Below are 19,233 nucleotides of genomic sequence, written 5' to 3'. Positions count from 1 at the left end.
CATCATCGCGCAACCGGGCTCGGTTTCTCATCCCGCACCTTCGGCAGCAGCACGAGGGCCGTCACCGCCCCGGCCACCGCGACTCCGGCGGTCAAACACAGCGTCCCGGCCATGCCCTGCACGAAGGCGCCCCGCACGGACGCCAAGAGCTCCGCCGACCCCGTCTCCTCGGCCGCCCGAACGCCGCCCGCCGGAGTGCGCAGCACCGCCTCGGCCCGGTCCGAAGGCAACCCGGCCACGTCGACGCCCGTGCGGTACCCGGCAGCCAGGACCCCGCCGATCAGTGCCACTCCGAAGGCCCCGCCGACCTGGCGCAGAGCCTGCATGACCGCCGATCCCACGCCCGCGCTCCCCGGCCGCAGCGCGGCCATCGCGGCGTCCATGGTGGCGGGCAGTCCCAGCCCGGCCCCGGCCCCCACCACCGCCATCCACAGTGCCATCAGGCCGTAGCTACCCCCGGCTGCCGCCTCCGCGCCGGATCCGGCGACCGCACCCAGCCCGGCACCGGCGGCGAGCACGGCGAAGCCGGCCGCGATCACCGTCCGTGCCCCGTAGCGCTCCCGGACCGGGCTGGCCAGCAGCACACCCACCAGAAGGCCGCCCACCACGGGCATCAACCGCAGCCCGGTCCCGAGCGGGCCCGACCCGAACACCGCCTGGAAGTACTGCGGGAGCGTATAGATCGCGCCCATCAGGGCGAAGGTCACCAAGGTGGCGAGCAGGACGCCGCCCACGAACCCCCTGCTCCGGAACAGTTCGGGGCGCACGATGGGGTGCGGTGCCCGGCGCACCCACAGGGCGAACCCCGCGAGGAGCAGGACGCCGGAGCCCAACGCCACCAGCGTCAGCGGGGCCGCCCAGCCACGCTCACCCGCCGCCACCAAGCCGTACGTGAAGGCGACCAGACCGCCACTGGCCATGAGCACCCCGGGAGCGTCGAACCGCACGTCGTCCGAACCGCCGGCGCCCGGCACGAGCAGGGCGATCATCACCACCGCGATCGCCACCAGGGGCAGGTTCACCAGGAAGATCGTGCCCCACCAGAAGTGGGCGAGGAGCGCGCCGCCCACGATCGGCCCGAGCGGGATGCCCAGGGTGAGCCCCGCCGTCCAGACCGCGAGGGCCCGTGCCCGTTCCTTTCCGGGGAACAGCGCATTGACCAAGGACAGGGTCAGCGCGGGCACGAAACCCGCGGCGAGCCCGAGCACCCCCTGCCCGATATTGAGCGCTTCGGGGGTGGTCGCCAGTGAGCAGCCCACAGCCGCCGCGGCGAGGGCGAGGAGCGCCACCAGCAGCGGCTTCCGGGGGCCGAACCGGTCGCCCAGGAGCCCGGCGGGGAGCAGCGCAGCGGCCACCATCAGCATGTAGGCGTTCGGGAGCCACTGGAGTTGGGCCGTGGTGGCGTCCAGCTCCACTGCCAGCGTGGGCAGGGCGACGTTCACGATCGTGAGGTTGAGGTCGAAAACCAGGACGGCCAGCGTGAGCGCGGCCAGCGCCCACCACCGATGGGGGATGTCAGTCATCGCCGCTCCAAAATGGACGTGACTGTCTTTTGATAGACACTATCATTTTTTATTGCGCGGCTGTCGAGCCCTGGAGCGGGTTAGCGCGGCCGCGCACAGGAAAGGGATGTGACACGTTCCACATGCGCCGGTATGAAGAGGCGGCCGGCGCGGAGAGGTAGGAAGGACATGACCGGCAACAGAGGCGTGCTCTACCAAGGACCCGGCAAGGTCGAGGTCGAGGACATCGCGTATCCGGAGTTCGTGCTGCGCGACGGACCGGGCGTCAACCCGGCCAACGTGGGCCGCCAGGTCCCGCACGGGGTGATCCTCAAGGTCGTCGCCACCAATATCTGCGGCAGTGACCAGCACATGGTCCGCGGCCGCACCACCGCCCCCGAAGGCCTGGTCCTCGGGCACGAGATCACCGGCGAAGTGGTCGAGAAGGGCCGCGACGTCGAGTTCATCGAGGTCGGCGACCTCGTCTCAGTACCCTTCAACATCGCCTGCGGCCGCTGTGTGAACTGCAAGGCCCGGCGGACGGAGATCTGTCTCAACGTCAACCCGGACCGCCCCGGCTCGGCCTACGGCTACGTCGACATGGGCGGCTGGGTCGGCGGACAGGCGCAGTACGCACTGGTGCCGTACGCGGACTGGAACCTGCTGAAGTTCCCCGACCGCGACCAGGCCCTCGAGAAGATGCTCGACCTCACGATGCTGTCGGACATCTTTCCGACGGGTTACCACGGCTGCGTCAGCGCGGGCGTGACCACGGGTTCAACGGTCTACATCGCGGGCGCCGGGCCCGTGGGGCTCGCGGCCGCCGCCTCCGCCCAGCTCCTGGGCGCCGCCGTGGTGATCGTCGGCGACCTCCAAGAGGACCGGCTCGCCCAGGCGCGCAGGTTCGGCTGCGAGACCGTCAACATCTCCGAGGGAGAAACGGGCGACCTGATCGAGCAGCTGCTCGGTACGCCCGCCGTGGACTGTGCCGTGGACGCCGTCGGCTTCGAGGCGCACGGCAGCGGCGACAAGTCGGGCGAGGAGGCCCCGGCCAGCGTCCTGAACGACGCCATGGACGTCACCAAGGCGGGCGGGTCGATCGGCATCCCGGGCCTGTACGTCACCGGTGACCCGGGTGCGGTGGACGAAGCCGCCAAGGTGGGTTCGCTGTCGATCCGGTTCGGGCTCGGTTGGTCCAAGTCGCACGCCTTCTACACCGGACAGTGCCCGGTGATGAAGTACCACCGCCAGCTGATGATGGCGATCCTCAACGACCGGATCGACATCGCCAAGGCGGTCAACGCCGTCGCGATCCCGCTGGAGGATGCCCCGGAGGGCTACCAGTCCTTCGACAAGGGGGCGGCGAGCAAGTACGTCCTCGACCCCAACGGCTACCTCGGCACCGGCTGAGGCGTCACTCTCCGGTGACGATCCGGCTCACGTAGAGCACCGCCCCCGCGGCGAGAGCGGCGATACCCATCGACGCCACGAGGGAGCCCAGCTCGAGGACCACGCCCTGTAGGTCGACCCAGGACTCCAGGACGTCACGGGTGGCGGTGCGCGAGAGCACGAACACGACGATGAAGACGACGAAAGCGATGACCGGTACGACCTTGTTCACCCGCACATCCTAGGCCGTCCGTTGGGCGGTATCCGCACAGGTATCCCTGGTTCATCCCGGCCGAACCACGGGTACCCCCGGACTGTGACCGGCCTTGGGGAGTCCGGTCGTCGATTCAAGGGGGAGCAGATGCGAGCGACCGTCGGGGACCTACTGCACACACACGGCGTCACCAGCGCCAAGGGCGAACACGAGGCCGAGATCATCGAGGTCCGCGGATCCAATAACGGCCCGCCCTACCTGGTCCGCTTCGCCGACGGCGAGGAGCGGGTCATCTATCCGGGCCCCGACACTGTGGTCCACCCCAGGGAACCCGGGGACTGACCGCCCCGAAGAGCGGACGAGGATCGAGTTGGGAAGCCCCGACCCGGTGGCGCAGCGCACTGGGCCGGGGCTTCTCCGCGGCAGGGACGTTCGGCCCTAGAGCCTCCCACACAATAAAAGTCACTCTTATTTGACAGTAACTTTCTTTTGAGAGGGCTCCATGCCACTGACAGAGGAACGCACGCGCCCCGCCTCCACCACTGCCCTGTCCGCCGGGATCGTGCTCACCCTTGTGGTCCTCGCGGCCCTGGTCGCCGACCACCTGGCACTGCACGGCATCGCCGACCGGGTCCGGGACCACTACGCACCGCACGGCACCGTGCCCGATCCGAACCTGCTCTTCGCCTACCTCTACGCGACGGGCACCATAGGTGTACTGACCTGGTTCCTCACCGTCCGCGGGGCCGCACGGCGCCGTCCCTGGGCCGCCCCCGCCGCGACCGCCGTCCTCCTCGCCGCCTTCGGGGGCGCCCTGTTCAACCTGCTGGTCAGCGAGTACGGGGAGCGGATCCTGCCCGCACCGTGGGCGCTGCTCACCCTGGTGCCCTGCCTGGCGGGGGCCGTCGCCGTGGTGCTGCTCTGGAAGGAGCGGGCGTGAAGGTCCTGATCGTCGTCGAGTCCTACTTCGGCAACACCCGCGAGGTCGCCGAGACCCTCGCCGCCGCACTCGCCCCGCACACCGCGACCGTCCTGGGCACCGACGAGGCACCCTCGGAGATCCCGGCCGACGTCGACCTGCTGCTCGTGGGGGCGCCCACCCACGACTTCTCGATGCCGAGCGCGGGCACCCGGACCCAGGCCGTCGCCAAGGGCGGCAACGGCGAAGGCCCGGGCGCGCGCGAGTGGATCGCCGGTCTCGAACCGCGCGACCTGCCCGTCCGGACCTTCGACACGTCCTTCGAGAAGTGGCTCAGCGGTTCCGCGGCCCGGGCGGCCGCCAAGGCGCTCACCAAGAGGGGGTTCCGGCGGGCCGGGCGGGGCCCGAGCTTCCACGTCCGCGGCCGCTCGGGCCCGCTCAATCCCGGGGAGCACAAACGCGTCGAGGACTGGGCCGCAGGCCTCGTGCACGAGCTCCCCTGACCGGGCAGATCCGCCCTGGGGCCTCAGGCCCGGTTCAAGCGCACGTTGAGGTGGGTGTGGGAGTTCAGCACCAGCGTGGGCGAGCGCGGCACGGAGCCGACGACCGACAGCTCCGGCCAGCGGGCGAAGATCCGCTCCAAGGCGATGCGGGCCTCCATCCGGGCCAGCGGGGCGCCGATGCAGAAGTGCGCACCGAACCCGAAGCTCGAGTGCGCCTCGCCGCGGCGCACGTCGAACTCGTGCGCGGTGGGCCCGTAGCGCTGGGGGTCGCGGCCCATCGCGATGTAGGACACGAACACCGGCTCGCCCTTGGCGATCCGCACACCCTCAGCACCGGGGTGGATGCTCGCGCCGTCGACGTCCTCGGTGGCGAAGCGGGTGAAGAAGTTGGCGGTGGGCGAGTCCCACCGCATGATCTCCTCCACCGCGTTCTCCCAGGGCACCTCCCCCGACGTCAGGAGCTCCAGCTGCCCGGGCCTGGTGGTGAGCGCGCGCAGGGCGTTGACCAGGAGGTGTGTGGTGGTCTCGTGTCCGGCGGCCAGCACCACGTACATGGTCACCACCAGGTCCTCCCGGGGGAGCCGGTCCTCCGGGGGCAGCGCGAGCATGGCGCTGATCAGGTCGTCCCCGGGTTCCTTCTCGAGCTTGGCCACGTGGGCGTCGAGCCAGGAGTGCAGGCTCAGCTCGGCGTCGCGGCCGTCCCCGACGGTGTCGTCGAACAGGTTGCTGTACAGCCGGCCCAGTTCGGGGTGGTCGGCCTCGTCCACCCCGAGCAGGTGGCCGATGACACCCATCGGCAGCGGCCACGCGAACAGCGAACGGAAGTCGACGACCCCGTCGTCGGCGTCGCGCCCGGCCTGGTCGAGCTCCTCCAGGAGCCGCTCCACGAGGGACGTGACCACCGGGGCCAGTTCCTCGACCCTGCGGGCCGTCAGCGCCTGCGCCAAGGGGCGGCGCAGCTTCCGGTGCTCGGCGCCGTCGACGGTGGTGATCGCCCGGCCGGTCTGGGCCGCGAGGCTGAGCAGGGGCCAGTCCTCAGGGATCTCTCCGCGCTGCAGGGCCGCCCAGTGCTCGGGGCTCTTGGTGAAGCGCTCCGCGTCCTTGAGGAGGTTGCGTCCGGCCTCGTCGCCGGTGACGGCCCACATGACCACGCCGCCGGGGAGTTCGACCGGGACGAGGGGTCCGTGCTCGCGCATCCGCACGGCGTCTTCGTGGAGATCGGTGCTGCGGGGGTCGAGGTGGTGGACGGGTTCGGACAGGCTCAGAGCCACAGGGAGTCTCCGAAGGGGTCGGCGGAGATGACGGGAGGGGTGAAGCGGACCGGCAGCGATTCCAGAGCACGGATCAGTACCTGGGGCTGCCAGCGCAACTGGTCCGTGGGGACGGCCAGATGCAGATCGGGGAGGTGGGTGAGGAGGGTCTCGATGCCGCTGACCGTGATGGTCTCGGCCACGGGCCGCGCGGCGTGCGGGCAACCGTGCGGGCCATGGGAGAACGACAGGTAGGCACGGCTGTGGTGACGGGCCCGGGGCTGCCCGGGAGGACGGAACAACGGGTCCTGGTGGGCCCCGGCGAACCCGAGGAGGATCAGGTCGCCGCTGGGGATGGGCGTGCCGGACAGCTGTGTGCTCCTGCTGGTCCAGCGGCCGGCGAAGATCTGGGTCGGCGTGTCGTCCTTGAGCACCTCGCGGGCGGCGTCGTCCACCGACCGGCGCCCCCTGGTCAGCGCGTTGGTGTGCACCTGGTCGGTCAGCATCAGCCTGATGGTGTTGCCGATCCAGTTGGCGCAGGTCTGGTGCCCGGCGATGATGGTGACGAAGATGTCGGCGCTGAGCTGCCCGTGCGTCAACCCGAGACCGCTGTGCGCCAGGTGGGAGGCGATGCCCGGACCGGGCTCCTTCATAGCGCGTTCGGCCAGCTCGTCGCAGATACCGCCCACGTTCGCCAGGCCCTCGTTGGGGTCGCCGCCGGCGCCCAGGAGCTGCAGGAAACCGGTGACCAGGTCGTCGTTGTACTCCTCCGGAACACCCACGGCCCAGCCCAGCGCCATCACGGGAAGCCTCTGGGCGTAGGAGTGGATCAGCTCCGTCTCGCCCGCCTGCGCGAACTCCTCGATGAGCCGGAGCGACGCTTGGCGGCAGTACTCCTGGAACTCCCACTGGTCGAGCTTGGAGAGCGCCGAGTTGACCGCGGCCGCGCGCCGCCGGTGCTCCTCCCCCTCGGTGTACAGGAAGCCCTCGCTGGCGAAGCCCACACCGATCAGCGGCCACATCGGCCAGTCAGCCGGCAGCTGGTCGATCAGGTTCCACCGCCGGAAGGAGCGGGCGAACAGTTCGGAGTCGGAGGTCACCTGGAGCAGCTCGGAGTAGCCCAGCACCAGCCAAGCCGGCACGTCCCAGGCAAGGAGTACCGGGGCCACCGGCCCGTGGCGGCGGCGCAGTTCGGCGAACAGTCCGGGTGAGTCCCGCTGGAACCGCTCGTCGCCCAGGCGCAGCGCGTCCCGGTGGGTCTCCGGCAGGGAGAAGGGGAGGTCCGGGTGGCTCATCGGGGCACCTCCTGGACCATCAGGTGCTGGCGGTGCAGCACCAGCTCGACGAGCGCGGTCCGCACCTGTTCCGGGTCGCGGACGTCGCACCTCAGAAGCGGCGTACCGGGGTCGATGTCGAGGCTGGTGCGGATCTCCTCCAGGCTCCAGCGCTCGTCCTCGTCCCCGAAGGGGTTGTGCGCCACGAGGTAGGGAAGCTCGGCCCGCTCCACCCGGTCCAGTGCGGCGAACGAGCCCTCGGCATCGCGGGTGTCGACGAGCACGATCGCACCCACGGCCCCTTGGCAGAGCCGCTCCCACAGCGCGTGGAAGCGCTTCTGGCCCGGAGCCCCGAACAGGTAGAGGACGATCTGCTCGTCGATGCTCAACCGCCCGAAGTCGAAGGCGACCGTGGTGGTGGACTTGTCGGGCCGGAGCTCCAGGCCTTCGTCGACGCCGGCCCCGGCCTGGGTCATCTCGGCCTCGGTGGTGAGCGGGGTGATCTCGCTGATCGCACCCACCAGCGTGGTCTTGCCCACCCCGAAACCACCGGTGACGAGGATCTTCATCGGAATCGAGGCGGAGGGTGCCAGGGGTTCATAGGGCGAGGTTGATGAGCCCAACACGCAGTTTCTCCAAGAGTTGACGGTCGTCGGCCGGTGACGCGGGTGCGGACTGGGCGGGCGCGGACTGGGACTCGGGCCCGGAGCGGTCCGTCGGCGGACCCGCGGACGCGCCCGCGGAGCGCAGGCTGATGTGCCCCCGGTCGACGAGGTCGGCCAGCAGGATCGTGACCGCGCCCAGCGGGATCCCCAGGTGCGCGCTGAGCTCGGCGGGGGCGATCGGCCGGTCGCAGATCCGTACGATGTCGGCCTGTTCCAGGGACAGGCCCGCGGTGTCCGCGCGTTCGGTGACCACCAGCGCGAACGGATCGAGCCGCAACGTGGTGCCGCTGCGTCCGCCGACGACCATGTACAGGCCGTCGGGCACGTCGGGGTCCATCACGACGGGCCGGTCCCACCACCGTGGCGGCTGGGTGTGGAGAGCTGCTCGGGCAGCCGCTCCACCAGCCGGCCCATCTCGGTGGCCACCGCGCCCAGGTCGGCCGCGGGGCCCGACAGGTCGGAGAGGACCGCCAGCGCCGAACCCGATCCGGCGCCCATCACCAGCAGGTGGTGCGGGTCCAGGTCGACGGCGACGGTCCGGACCGGGTCGGCGATCCCGAACACCGAGTTGACCTGACCGCCGGTGGCGAGCAGGCCGCACGCGGAGGCGGCGAGACCGTCCGCCTCGTCCCGTCCCAGGCCGCTGTCGGCGGAACGGACCAGGCCGTCGGTGGACAGCAGGAGCACGTGGCGTACGCCGGGCACCTCGCGCAACTTGTCCATGAGCCAGGTCAGATTGGTCTGCATCAGGGGTCCTCACGATCAGCAGGAGGGTTCGGCGACAGCCGGGTGTGTGCGTGCCACTGGGCGATGCGGTGGCTGGTGGCGGACGGGTCCCGGGGCGGCTCGACGGTTTTCGGCGCGCCCGCGTTCTCGGGGAGGGTGGCCCCTCGGCGCCGCCTGGGCAGGTGCCTAGGCCGTTCGGTCGGCTCGGCGGGGGTTTCGGGGGCGGACTCCGGGCCGTCGGAGGCGGCCGGGGCGGCTCCGGCCGGTACGGAGGCGGTGGCGGACGTGGTCGGCGCGGAGGCGGCGGGGGATCCGGCCGGGGTAGAGGCAGCGGGGGAAGCCGAGGTGGCGGGGGAAGTGGCGGGTGCGGCCGCGGTGGGGGCGGGACCGGCTCCGGCCAGGGCCGCCTCGTCCGTGCGCAGCAGCCCGTTGCGGGGGATCCACACGGTCGCCCGCGTGCCCCCGCGCGGGGAGGGGCCGACGTCGACCCGGATGCCCAGCGGGTCCGCGGCCCTGCGGACCACGAGCAGCCCCAGCTGGTTGGCGGACAGTTCGGTGATATCCGGCGGCCGCTCCGGGTCCATGCGGCGGCGCACCTCCGCCAGCTGTTCCTCCTCCATGGCCAGCCCGCTGTCGTCGATGTGGACGCCCAGGCGCAGGGCGGTGCTCTCGAAGTGCACCACGACCGCTTCGGAGGGCGCGGAGAAGGACGTGGCGTTGTCGACCAGTTCGGCCAGGACCTGGATGATCGCGTTGACGGCGCGCCCCTCGACCACGACGGGGGCGGTCGGCGCGTGCATCTGCACGCGGGCGAACTCCGGAACACTGCCGACCGCGGCGCGGACCACCCGTTCGACACGCAGCGGCTGGGTCCAGTTGCGGCCGATCCGGTCCGCCTCCGCGACGGTGAGCAGGCGCTGGATGAGCATCTCCAGCCGGGAGAGCCCGGCCTCCACGACCATGAAGTCGTCCCGTACCCGCTCGCTGGCCCCTGTCGCGTCGAGGGACTCCCAGTACGGCTGGCTGCGTTCCTGCACCTCGGCTCGGAGCTGGGAGACCCCGGCCCGCGCCCGGTCGGCGCATCCCTTGACGACGCCGAGGAGTCTGGCGCGCTGCCGGTGGCCCTTCCAGAGCGACCGGGTCACCGACTCGGCCAGCGGACGGGTGGCGGGGTCCACCAGGCCCTGCTCTTCGAACTCCGCCATGAGGGTTGCGGGGGAAGCGCCTTCCCGCACGCGGCGCGCCACCAGGGGCAGGACCTCATCGGTCACGGCCCGGGCCACCCGGTCGCGTTCGGCGAGTGCCGCACGGAGCCGGCCGACCCGTTCCTGTTCTTCCCGAAGGTCGCGGCGCGCCTCCTCGACGAGGCGGACATGGTCGGCGGCGGCTTTGTCGGCCTGTCCGCGGGCCCGGTACAGGAGGAGGGCGGCGACGGCCAGCACCGCGAGGAGCACGACGACGCTCGCGAGCAGGACCCAGGGCCAGACCGGGTCAGCGGTGGACCCCACGGGAGTGGACCCCACGGGGGCGGCGGTTTCTGTCAACAGCATGCATCAGTCGATTCAACGAAGGGGACGTCGAAGGGCTCGGGAACTCGTCGGCCCGGAGCACCCCGGTCTCAGCACACGTACTGCCGCCGGTCCTCGGGCGCACACGCGCCCGCACCGGGGAGAGCTGGCGTTTCGGGGGATCTTTCGCGGTGGAGCATGCGCGGTTCGTTCCGGTTGCCAGACGGTGTGCACCATGTCGGCACGGTGCTGGAGGGTGGGCTGTCAGTCGTGCGCGGCGGGGGAGGGCGCACGCGGTTGGAAGGCGACCGCAGAGTCGACAGCCCGGTGACCGGGTGCCGCAGCAGTACGTTTGGTCATTTTGCCATCACTCATAGGCCTCCGGAAGGGGTTGCAGTACTTCCAGCGGGACCGGGATCCGGTTCCACACGGGCCTTGACGGCGTTCGCGCTGATCACAGTGGTTTCGACCGCGCGGGATCCGATGGTGGGATCATGGAAAAAATTCTCGCCCGACCGGCTGGGACTCGGACGGGGTCCGGGCGGGAACCGGAGGGGGAGTCACAGGCAGCGGCCGGACCCGGCCACAGGAACCGGCATCCGGTGCCCCTAGGGCGTTCCCGCTCGCGGCGGGCACCGGACGGCCCGGATCGTCGGACCGCGTCCCGTGGGTGGAGACCCTTTCCGGGTTACCGTGCACCTATGCGCTGGTCACTCCACGCCCTGCTCTTCGGCCTGCTGACGCTCGGGTCGGTCTTCGTCCTCCTGTCGGGGGAACTGCTCGTCGGCATCGCCGGGATCATCCTGTTCGGGTTGGGCGGCGCGGCGTACCTGTACCAGTCGTTCCCCTGGGGCAGCGCCCTCCCCGCCCCCGGCGGGAACCGGGACCGGGGCCGACCGGTCCAGGGGACACTGTCGGGCGCCCACCGGTACACCCCGTACACGTCGGGCCTGGTCTTCCCCGCCCGCCGCCGTTCGGTGCTCCTGCCGCTGGCGGCTTCGCTGCTCTTCGTGGTACTCGGGGTCCTGATGCTGCTGGTCGTGGGGACGTGGGAACCGGCCGACTACAGGGGCACTCGGGTCGGACCGGTCGGGCTCACGGTGGCGGGGGTCCTCTCGATCGCCTTCTTCGGCGGCTTCGCCGTGATGTTCGTCGGCACACTGATACGCCCCGGCGGGATCGCGCTGCTACCCGAGGGCGTGTACCTGCTGAACCCGGCCGGCCGCGCCTGGGTGCGCTGGGACGACCTCCACCGTGCCTTCCTCTCCGCCCAGGGCGGCTTTGGGTCCTACGTGGGACTGCAGGCCCGTTCCCCCGATGCCATAACGCTGACCGGTCTGAACCGGTGGGCACACGGCATCAACCGCCGCCGGTACCGAATGGACGCGGGATATTCGGCCGAGCGACTGGGCGGTGACGGCCGGGAGCTGCTCGCCTGCCTCGAACACCACGTCCGCTCGCCCGAGGCCCGCCCCCGGCTCGCCGACCCGGGCTACGGCCAGGGGTAGACCGCGCTCCTTTCCGTCTCCCGGGTCTCACTGCCTGAGCAGGTAGGGCCGCACCAGGGCGCCCGCGACCTCGTCGGGGTCAGCCCACACCTGCACCGGCATCCTGTGTGTACACACCGGCGCCGGGGCCAGCTCCAGCCGCCTGGGCGCCGCCACCAGCACGGGCCTCGGTTCGGTGCGCGTGGGTGCACCGATCACCTGCGCGATCGTCCAGGCCACCGCCGAGGCGAACACCCACCACAGCCGCGAGGCCATCGATTCCCTGGGCTTGCGGTGCCTGCCACCGCTAGAGTTCTGCATGGTCTGCCTCCTGCTCACTTCAGGGGGTTGATCAGCCCGGGCCGATGGACCCCATATCCACCGGCCCGGGTGCACTGCGTCTCTGCCGGGTGCGTGCGAAGAGAGTGCGCGCGGGTGTCCATGGCCCCTGTGCACCGAAGCTGCGCTTCCCACCGCGACTACCTGATCTCGCCACACGCCCGTGTTCTCAGCTGGCCAGCTCCAGCCCGCTCTCACCCAGATCCGGCTCCCGGTCCAGACGGATGATCGCCCGCAAGTGCAAGGGCAGACCGCGCCGCCCCTTTCGGCGCGTTACATCCAGAAGCTCATAGAGGAGTTGCCATCATGACCCACAGCCAGAACGACACTCGCCCCAACATCGCGGAGATTGCTCAGCGGCCGTTCGTGAAATCGTCTTTCTCCGGCGGCCAGGGCTCCTGCGTCGGTATCAAGAGATTCGGCACCTGGACCGTTGTCGGCAAGCACGAACTCGGCGCCGACAGCCCGACCCTGATCTTCCCCAACAGCGACTGGAACGAGTTCTGCACACGGGTCGCCCGAAATGAGCGGGCCTCGGCCGGTGAGGTGAGCGCAATCTTCACACCGGAGGGCGGCTTCACCCTCACCGAGAGCACCAACGAGCAAGCACCGACCATCGTCTACGACAAGGCCGAGTGGGATGCCTTCAAGCTCGGTGCCCAGGCAGGAGAACTCCGCGGCGCCTACCCCCAGGGCACGCTCGTCAGCTGAAGGTCAGGCTCACGGCGCGTCGGTACGCCCTCGCTCCAGTACCAGATCCGGGTGGATCTGCCCGGAGGCGAGCCGGTGGGCGGTGTCGCTGAGACCGGCGTGCTGAGCCCGCGCGAACCGGCGCAGAGCCTGGAAGGCCTGCTCCATGTCCACACCCCCCGCGTGGGCCAGGAGCCCCTTGGCCTGCTCGATGGTGACCCGGCTGTTGAGTGCGCCCTGGAGCTGTTCGGTGAGCACCTCCCGGTGGCGGATCGTGCGCTCCTGGAGGATGCCGATCGTGGCGATGTCGGCCAGCGCCCGCGCCACCCTCGCGTCCTCGGCCGACAAAGCACCGGAATGCTGGTTGAACAGGTTCAGCGAGCCGATGAGGTCGCTGCGCAACCGCAGCGGAACAGCGTGCACGGACGCGAACCCCTGTTCCCTGGCCTGGGGTGCGAAGACCGGCCAGCGGCCCGTGGCCGCAGCCAGGTCGGGGGCGGTGACCGGCTCCCCGGTCCGGAAGGCGTCCACACAGGGGCCCTCGTCGGTCTGGATCTGGAACAGCTCCAGCAGGCGGGTCTGCTCGTTGGAGGAGGCGACCAGTTGTAGGCTGCCCCGCTGGTCGGAGACCATGAGCCCCGCCGCGGCGACGTTGAGCAGCTCCACGCTGTGCGCGGCGAGCTGGTGCAACACCTCGGGGACGTCGTAGTCGTCGACCAGGGTGTCGGCCAACTGCACGAAAGCGCCCACCAGATCTGTCTCTAGCCGCTCGCCGGAAGGTAGTGGGTCGTTCATGGGCTTGCCTCTTCCCTCGCTCCGGGTTCGACGGTGCTCTTAGTCGGTGGCTGCTGTCGTGGCCCGTGTCCGTGCTGTCACGCCCGCTCCTCAAAGGTCGATGTCGAGCGGGGCGATGCGGCCGGAGACCAGGTCGTCGGCGATCTCGTCCACCATGCGGCCTACGGAGAAGGCGTGGGCCCGCAGTTTGGCCAAGGCCTGTTCTGCCGGAACACCCAGACCCGAGATCAGTATCCCGGTCGCCTGGTGCACCTGCGCCCGGTCCAGCGGCAGTGCCACGACCCACTCCCCCTGGAGTGAGTCCACGCGCAGGGCGAGCAGCGCCAGCGTGGCGATATCGACGATGCGCAGCGCCGTGGTCACCTCTTCGGCGGACAGCCATCCGGGCTCGCTTCGGTAGAGGTCCAGGGCCCCGATGGCGATCGCTCCGCGCTGCAGCGGAAAGGCGAAGACCGCCCCGACCGGGTGGGCTCTGATCTCGGTGGCGAACACCGGCCAACGTGCCCCCGAGTCAGCGGCCAGGTCGGGGACCAGGATCGGTCTGCGGGTCGCGTACGCCTCGAACGACGGACCCTCGCCCAGACTGCCCTGCAACCGCTGGATCTGATCACTTTGCTCGTCGCTGCCGTACACCGCCTCCCTGGTCCGGGCACCGCCCACCAGCGAGATCGAGACACCGTCCACCGGCAGCAGCTGTGCGCACACCTGCCCGACCAAGGCCAGCACGTGCGTTCCGCCCGTTCCCTCGCCGAGTGCCGAGGTGACGGCGGACCACAAGCCCTGGAGGGATTCCTCCGTGTTTTCGGGAGCGTTCACTGGCTGGGCACCGCTTTCCCTTCTCGTCAGTGGGAACGGCCGCGGCCGACACCTTCGGGGCAGGGCTCCCGTTGGGGAAGGAGCAGAGCGCCGAGAGCCGTTCCGTCTCAGCCTGTCACAGGGTGTGCTGGGACGGATCACGTTGCGCGAACACTCCCTGCCATGTTGGGGCGGGCCGCTCCTAGGCGGGTCTCGCGAGGTCCACGGGACCGGAGATGTGTCCGGTCCCTGTTTCCGCAATGGCTCTCGGGCCGACCATCCCGCTGCACCAGCGGAGCGTCGTCTCAGTCAACCGGGTCCCCCGTGTCCAGAGTGAGGCGTCGGCACACGACCTCGTGTGCCACCGCCGAGACGGACTCGCCGTTGGCGAAGGCATGCCCGTGCAGGCGCGCCAGGGCATCGCCGAGTGAGAGGCCCAGGTGCACCGAGAGCATGCCCTTGGCCTGGTACACCTCGTTCTGGTGTGTCGGAGGGAAGCCGTCCCCGATGGTGTGCCCCTCCCCTCCGCTGCTGTAGCTCAGCAGCAGGACGCTGATCGTGTCGGCCAACAGCAGCGCGTCGCCGAACTGGTCCGCGGTCAGGGCTTCGGCACGGTCCCGGTGCACCTCGAACACGCCGATGGGTGCGACGGCGGACCGCAGGGGGAAGGCGAACAGCGACCCCACACCCAGGTCCGCCGCGGTCGCTCCGAACAGCGGCCAGCGCACGTCCGGGGAGTCGAGGTCGGAGACCAGGACGGGGGTGCGGCTGGAGTAGGAATGGACGCTGGGCCCTTCGCACAGGATGGTCTGCAGGTCTTCCAGTCTCAGGCCTCTCTCGCTGGTCGAGAACACCGACGTGTCCGGTGCACCGCCGACTCCGACGGAGACGGCCGCGCCATCCACACTCAACGTCACCAGTGCGTCCCGGCACGCCACGGGGACGGAGACCAGAGCAGCGATCCTCTGAGCTTCACTCACCTACTGCTCCCAGCCTCGGGTCCTGCGAAAAGTCCCGCGTACTGCCATGCGCGACCACCGTCGCCGCATCCCCCCGTCACCCGCGTCGCGGGTGCGTGTGCCGTTCCGCTACCCGTCAGAACATGTCTCACGCGTGTCCGGGCACCGAATCGGGCCCACTGAGCTGTGCTGATACCGGCACCGGACGAGTACTCGACAGCCCTGCTCCCCAGTGCGCCCGAGATCCTCGAGCACTACGCGCCCGCGAAGCGGCAAGCCGGAGACCGGGCCGGACCCCGTTGACGGTCAGCCCTCAGCGAGGATGTTCGAGCGCAGCCGACTCAGGATCGCTGTGAGGATCCGGGAGACCTGCATCTGGGAACACCCCAGGAGGCGCGCGATCTCCAGCTGCGACAGCTCGTCCCAGAAGCGCAGGGCGACCACACGCTGTTGTCTTCTTGTCAGGCCGACGATCGCGGATCTCAGCGTCACCCTGTCAGCGACTGATTCGAGCTCGCGGTCCGTGCCTCCGATGGCATGGCCGAGCGGTTCACCGTCCTCTTCACGGTCCGCTCCGTTAGGGGTGTCGAGTGAGAGCGCCGAATAGGCCGAGGCCCCGTTGAGGAGTTCACCGGTGGCCTGTGCGTTCAAGCCGAAGTGGGAACCGATTTCGTCCTGCCGCGGTTCGCGGGCGTTGTGCTGGATGTACTCGGCGATGAAGCGGTTCAGCTCACTGCGGCGGTCCCGGCAGGAGCGGGGGGCGTGTACGGCCCAGTGGTGGTCCCGGAAGTGGCGTTTGATCTCGCCGGAGACGGTCGGGAGCAAGTAGGACAGGAACGGTTTGTTGTGGGAGGGGTCGAATCCTGCGATGGCTTTCATCAGGCCGAGAGAGGCCACTTGGTGCAGTTCCTCCGCATCGACACCGCGGTTGCGGTACCGGTCGGCTTCCCGTAGCGCCGCTGGACGGTAGAGCTCTACGACCTCGGCCCGAATCCGCGAGGCGGACTCGCCGTCGCGGGGTAGCTCCCCCAGCTCAGAGAGCAGGGCTTGCCCGCTCCACTTCTCGGAGGGCTTGCGCGGTGTCGGCACAGGGTTGCGCGCCATGGTCTGCGTATACGACATGCCGGTCCTTAACTGACCCCCGAGCGCTCGTTCGGCTCAGGAGGTCGCGTTCCGGGTCGAGAGGGGTCCAGAGGACCCGCTGTCTGATCGACCCGGTATTCGGAAGGCCGCGCTGTCGGACCACTATCGAGACTACCCCGTCGTCAACCTGCTCAAAAGCCACCGGCTGAGACCCGCGGCGCTCCTCGGAGGAGTTGGTCATCGGGGTGGCCAACGTGCCCTGGCTGTACTGACCACAGAGGTTGAGTACAGCTCGGGTGTGGTTTGAGAGCAAGAGAGGGCCTCCGACATAGGTGTGAATCGACGAAGATCAACACCTGACGTAGGTCAGGAGGCCCTCTTGGCTTGTGTCAGGTGGGGTGGGTGCACCTAACCTCCGTGGTCAGTACACCCCGGGCCTTCACCGTCCTCGCGCAGCCACCACTGTTGCCCGGACACTGTCGCGACAGCTCGGTGAGGTCGACGCCAACAGCTCGCGGACTCAGGCGTCGGCGGAGTGCAGGACGTATCCGGCGTGGTGGAGGACACCGTGGTGGTACTGGCCGAAGGCCCAGAACCCGGTGTCGTCGAGGTAGGTGATGCGATCGCTGTTGAGCCAGAAACGCCCGGTGTAGGCGTTGGGGCGCCCGTTGCGAGTCTCGGTGTACCGGCCATCCCACTGCAGATACTGCGTCATGTCGCGCCGGGTGTCCGTCCACGGGCCCAGCCGGGGATCGCCGGGGTCGAGCCCGTCCGGTCCTGAGGGCCTCGTCGGCTCACCGTCGATGGCAATGAGCTCTCCTTCGACGGCGACGGCGAGGAGATCTCTGGGCTGGACTACCAGCATCCTTGTGATCTGGGTGCTGCGGACCTTGCCGTGTACCACTGCGAAGGTCGCGGGCCTTCCGGGTGTCAGATCGAAGGCACTCGGTGCCGGGGGCTCCGGATCCTCGAAGACGGAGTGCACCAGCAACGGCACGACCGAAGCACCGGTGGCATCGATCAGCCGAGCCGAGTCCGGCGAGACCTCGTGGGACGCGACCCGTGTACCTGCCACGTGCAGATCAGCCTGAACGGTCTGCTCGGGGCTGGTGTGGACCCGGGCGCCGGCGATGATCAGCGCAGAAGTCAATGTTCTCGATGCCTCCTCAGCTCAGCACCGTCCGATGTCGCGGCCGGGGTCTCCGTGCGCTGCGCGGTCGGGCCGCCTTCCGTCGGGCGGTGGTCGGTGTGGGCCCATCCGCTGAGGAAGGTCAGAGCCTGTGCGGATCGGGAGTGTGGTTCGGCCGTGTAGGTGATCAGAGTCTGGTCTGCGGTGCCTCGCACGTCGAAGACTTGGAAGTCCAGGCAGAGTTCGCCTGCTATGGGGTGGAGGAACTCTTTCCGACCGGAGCGCTGGGCGCGAACGCGGTGGGTGGACCACCAGTGCCGGAAGTCGGTGTCCTTGATAGATAGTTCTCCGACCAGGCGGGCCAGTGCAGGGTCGTCCGGGTAGCGGCCGGCATCCATCCTGAGGTAGGCGACGCATTCCTGGGCCACTTTCTCCCAATCGGTGTAGAGCCCGCGGACTCCCGGGTCCAAGAACGCCAGTCGGATGTGGTTGCGATGCTGCGGAGCGAGGACACCGAAGTCCGTAAAGAGCGCTGTCCCGAGAGTGTTCCAGCCGATGATGTCCATCCTCCGGCCCAGCACGAGGGCGGGCACTCCGGTCATGCTGTCCAACAGCACTCGGGTGGCGGTGGAGACGCGCTGTGCGCCGCTTGCCGACTTATTCGTGCGTGAAGTCGGCCCGGCGGCGTCGGCCGCGCACCGCAGTAGGTACTCTTCCTCGTCGGCACGCAGGTCGAGTGCGCGTGCGAGGGCTTGGAGGATCTCTGGTGATGCGGATTTCGCTCTGCCCTGTTCAAGGCGCACGATGTAGTCGACGCTGACACCTGCCAGCATGGCCAGTTCCTCACGCCGCAGCCCTGGTACGCGGCGGTGGCCGGAACTCGGCATGCCTGCTGCCTCGGGGCTCACCTGAGCTCGGCACGATCGCAGATAGTCACCCAGCTCGGTCATAGAGCCCTCTTCCCGTGGAGCCCTCTTTCAACGCACACACCCTCTCCCCGCCTTCCGTCCGGAGGTGACGGCTGTGGGCCGTCACCTCCGGACGCGCATCGCGTACACGTGTCCTCTCAGACCAGCGCGTCGTCGTGGTCTGTGGAGACTGCCAGGTCCCGCCAGGTCTCAGACTCCGTGCGCAGCTGGGTGATCTTAGTCCCCAGCTCCTGGAGGCAGTCGCTGCCCAGCTGAGCGCGCAGCGGCGGAGCATCGGCATCGGCAAGGGCCAGGAATGCTGCGGCGCCCTTGACGGGATCCCCGGGCTGGGCATGATTCAGACCGGGAACTGCTCCGCGAACCGCGCCAGCGGTGTTCGCGTAGTCATCGATCAGGGCATCCTCGGTGTGCAGGCTGCGGTCATCGAGGAAGTCAGTGCGGAAATAGCCCGGCTCGACCACGGTCACCGCGATGCCCAGCCCTGCGAGTTCGGCGTGCATCGCCTCAGAGATCCCTTCAACGGCGAACTTGGTGGAGCAGTAGATCCCGAACCCTGCTGAACTGCTGAAACCGCCGAGCGAGCTGACGTTGAGGATCCTGCCCGAGCGCTGGGCACGCATGACCGGCAGTACTGCGCGGCTGACGTTGAGCAGGCCGAAGACGTTGATGTCGTAGATCGCGCGGACCGCGGGGTCAGAGGACTCTTCTACCGCGCCAAGCAGGCCGCGACCAGCGTTGTTGACCAGGACATCGATCGCGCCGAAGGTCTCGACCGCGGCGGACACCGCTGTGCGTGCCTGCTGCTCGTCGGTGACGTCGAGTGCGACCTCGAGCAGGTGGCCGCCGGAGCCGGGCAGTGCATCCGTGATGGCCTGGGGGTTGCGCGCAGTGGCCACGACGTTGTCGCCGCGATCCAGTGCCTGACGGGCGATCTCCAGGCCGAAGCCGCGCGAAGCGCCGGTAATGAACCATGTCGTCATGAAGTACTCCTTGAACCGAAAAGACTCAGGCGTCCTGATGTGCAATGTCTTGCGGCGGTGTCTTTCATGCTGGTCGCTTCCAGGAGGCTCTTCCAGG

At 69.5% G+C, this 19,233-nt stretch carries 22 protein-coding genes; 6 read left to right on the top strand and 16 right to left on the bottom strand.

Annotated features, from left to right (window positions below):
* Positions 1–2: 2 nt before the first annotated feature.
* Positions 3–1,523, bottom strand: a complete 1,521-nt coding sequence (locus ACYVDG_RS21165; RefSeq protein ID WP_460756115.1) for an MFS transporter — start codon at positions 1,521–1,523, stop codon at positions 3–5.
* A gap of 168 nt (positions 1,524–1,691) precedes the next feature.
* Here ACYVDG_RS21165 and fdhA point away from each other — a divergent pair, with 168 nt between their 5' ends.
* The gene (gene fdhA, locus ACYVDG_RS21160) at positions 1,692–2,912 is read left to right on the top strand and encodes a formaldehyde dehydrogenase, glutathione-independent (RefSeq protein WP_460756110.1); all 1,221 of its coding nucleotides are present in this window, start codon (positions 1,692–1,694) and stop codon (positions 2,910–2,912) included.
* A gap of 4 nt (positions 2,913–2,916) precedes the next feature.
* Here fdhA and ACYVDG_RS21155 read toward each other — a convergent pair whose 3' ends face one another.
* On the bottom strand, positions 2,917–3,123 hold the full coding sequence (locus ACYVDG_RS21155) for a hypothetical protein (protein WP_460756107.1): 207 nt from the start codon (positions 3,121–3,123) through the stop codon (positions 2,917–2,919).
* A gap of 129 nt (positions 3,124–3,252) precedes the next feature.
* Between ACYVDG_RS21155 and ACYVDG_RS21150 the strand changes: the two genes are divergently transcribed.
* From ACYVDG_RS21150 to ACYVDG_RS21140, 3 genes are all read left to right on the top strand, one after another.
* Entirely contained in the window at positions 3,253–3,447 is a 195-nt protein-coding gene (locus ACYVDG_RS21150) for a DUF1918 domain-containing protein (RefSeq protein ID WP_460756101.1), read from the top strand.
* 160 nt (positions 3,448–3,607) lie between these two features.
* Entirely contained in the window at positions 3,608–4,045 is a 438-nt protein-coding gene (locus ACYVDG_RS21145; RefSeq protein WP_460756096.1) for a hypothetical protein, read from the top strand.
* The gene (locus tag ACYVDG_RS21140) at positions 4,042–4,527 is read left to right on the top strand and encodes a flavodoxin family protein (RefSeq protein WP_460756092.1); all 486 of its coding nucleotides are present in this window, start codon (positions 4,042–4,044) and stop codon (positions 4,525–4,527) included. The genes ACYVDG_RS21145 and ACYVDG_RS21140 overlap by 4 nt, the downstream gene beginning before the upstream one ends.
* A gap of 23 nt (positions 4,528–4,550) precedes the next feature.
* Here ACYVDG_RS21140 and ACYVDG_RS21135 read toward each other — a convergent pair whose 3' ends face one another.
* Genes ACYVDG_RS21135 through ACYVDG_RS21110 form a run of 6 tightly spaced genes read right to left on the bottom strand, consistent with a single transcriptional unit; the run spans position 4,551 to position 9,992 of the window.
* Positions 4,551–5,798 (bottom strand): cytochrome P450, encoded by a 1,248-nt coding sequence (locus ACYVDG_RS21135; protein WP_460756089.1) that lies wholly within the window; start codon positions 5,796–5,798, stop codon positions 4,551–4,553.
* Positions 5,789–7,072, bottom strand: coding sequence for a cytochrome P450 family protein (locus tag ACYVDG_RS21130; protein ID WP_460756085.1), 1,284 nt, complete (start codon positions 7,070–7,072; stop codon positions 5,789–5,791). Before ACYVDG_RS21130 ends, ACYVDG_RS21135 begins: the two co-directional genes overlap by 10 nt.
* A complete protein-coding gene (locus ACYVDG_RS21125) occupies positions 7,069–7,620 on the bottom strand; it encodes a GTP-binding protein (protein ID WP_460756081.1) in 552 nt (183 codons plus the stop codon). Before ACYVDG_RS21125 ends, ACYVDG_RS21130 begins: the two co-directional genes overlap by 4 nt.
* A gap of 28 nt (positions 7,621–7,648) precedes the next feature.
* Complete coding sequence (locus ACYVDG_RS21120) at positions 7,649–8,053, bottom strand: DUF742 domain-containing protein (protein WP_460756275.1); 405 nt, start codon at positions 8,051–8,053, stop codon at positions 7,649–7,651.
* Positions 8,053–8,463: a roadblock/LC7 domain-containing protein gene (locus ACYVDG_RS21115; RefSeq protein ID WP_460756076.1), complete on the bottom strand. Its 411-nt coding sequence runs from the start codon at positions 8,461–8,463 to the stop codon at positions 8,053–8,055. The genes ACYVDG_RS21120 and ACYVDG_RS21115 overlap by 1 nt, the downstream gene beginning before the upstream one ends.
* A complete protein-coding gene (locus tag ACYVDG_RS21110) occupies positions 8,463–9,992 on the bottom strand; it encodes a sensor histidine kinase (protein ID WP_460756071.1) in 1,530 nt (509 codons plus the stop codon). Before ACYVDG_RS21110 ends, ACYVDG_RS21115 begins: the two co-directional genes overlap by 1 nt.
* Before the next feature lie 659 nt (positions 9,993–10,651).
* Here ACYVDG_RS21110 and ACYVDG_RS21105 point away from each other — a divergent pair.
* Entirely contained in the window at positions 10,652–11,458 is an 807-nt protein-coding gene (locus tag ACYVDG_RS21105; RefSeq protein ID WP_460756066.1) for a hypothetical protein, read from the top strand.
* Positions 11,459–11,485: 27 nt separating this feature from the next.
* On the opposite strand, the gene ACYVDG_RS21100 is transcribed toward ACYVDG_RS21105, so the two are convergent.
* Positions 11,486–11,758 (bottom strand): hypothetical protein, encoded by a 273-nt coding sequence (locus tag ACYVDG_RS21100; protein WP_460756063.1) that lies wholly within the window; start codon positions 11,756–11,758, stop codon positions 11,486–11,488.
* Positions 11,759–12,082: 324 nt separating this feature from the next.
* Between ACYVDG_RS21100 and ACYVDG_RS21095 the strand changes: the two genes are divergently transcribed.
* Positions 12,083–12,487, top strand: coding sequence for a DUF397 domain-containing protein (locus ACYVDG_RS21095; protein WP_460756060.1), 405 nt, complete (start codon positions 12,083–12,085; stop codon positions 12,485–12,487).
* A gap of 9 nt (positions 12,488–12,496) precedes the next feature.
* Here the strand turns inward: ACYVDG_RS21095 and ACYVDG_RS21090 are convergent, their stop codons facing one another.
* The 7 genes from ACYVDG_RS21090 to ACYVDG_RS21060 all read right to left on the bottom strand — a co-directional run bounded on the left by ACYVDG_RS21090 (position 12,497) and on the right by ACYVDG_RS21060 (position 19,136).
* Complete coding sequence (locus tag ACYVDG_RS21090) at positions 12,497–13,261, bottom strand: GAF and ANTAR domain-containing protein (protein ID WP_460756057.1); 765 nt, start codon at positions 13,259–13,261, stop codon at positions 12,497–12,499.
* Positions 13,262–13,351: 90 nt separating this feature from the next.
* Positions 13,352–14,077 (bottom strand): GAF and ANTAR domain-containing protein, encoded by a 726-nt coding sequence (locus ACYVDG_RS21085; protein WP_460756054.1) that lies wholly within the window; start codon positions 14,075–14,077, stop codon positions 13,352–13,354.
* 284 nt (positions 14,078–14,361) lie between these two features.
* Complete coding sequence (locus ACYVDG_RS21080) at positions 14,362–15,036, bottom strand: GAF and ANTAR domain-containing protein (RefSeq protein ID WP_460756051.1); 675 nt, start codon at positions 15,034–15,036, stop codon at positions 14,362–14,364.
* Between the two features lie 285 nt (positions 15,037–15,321).
* A complete protein-coding gene (locus ACYVDG_RS21075; protein WP_460756047.1) occupies positions 15,322–16,137 on the bottom strand; it encodes a sigma-70 family RNA polymerase sigma factor in 816 nt (271 codons plus the stop codon).
* Positions 16,138–16,618: 481 nt separating this feature from the next.
* Positions 16,619–17,248 carry an Atu4866 domain-containing protein gene (locus ACYVDG_RS21070; protein ID WP_460756041.1) on the bottom strand — a complete coding sequence of 210 codons (630 nt, stop codon included), beginning with the start codon at positions 17,246–17,248 and terminating at the stop codon, positions 16,619–16,621.
* Positions 17,245–18,177, bottom strand: a complete 933-nt coding sequence (locus ACYVDG_RS21065) for a helix-turn-helix domain-containing protein (RefSeq protein ID WP_460756037.1) — start codon at positions 18,175–18,177, stop codon at positions 17,245–17,247. Before ACYVDG_RS21065 ends, ACYVDG_RS21070 begins: the two co-directional genes overlap by 4 nt.
* 116 nt (positions 18,178–18,293) lie before the next feature.
* Positions 18,294–19,136: an oxidoreductase gene (locus ACYVDG_RS21060; protein ID WP_460756034.1), complete on the bottom strand. Its 843-nt coding sequence runs from the start codon at positions 19,134–19,136 to the stop codon at positions 18,294–18,296.
* Between the last annotated feature and the right edge of the window lie 97 nt (positions 19,137–19,233).

The sequence above is a fragment of the Nocardiopsis oceani genome (genome assembly GCF_054777395.1).
Note: the sequence above shows the minus strand (reverse complement) of the source record. Positions and strands in the feature narration are given on the sequence as shown.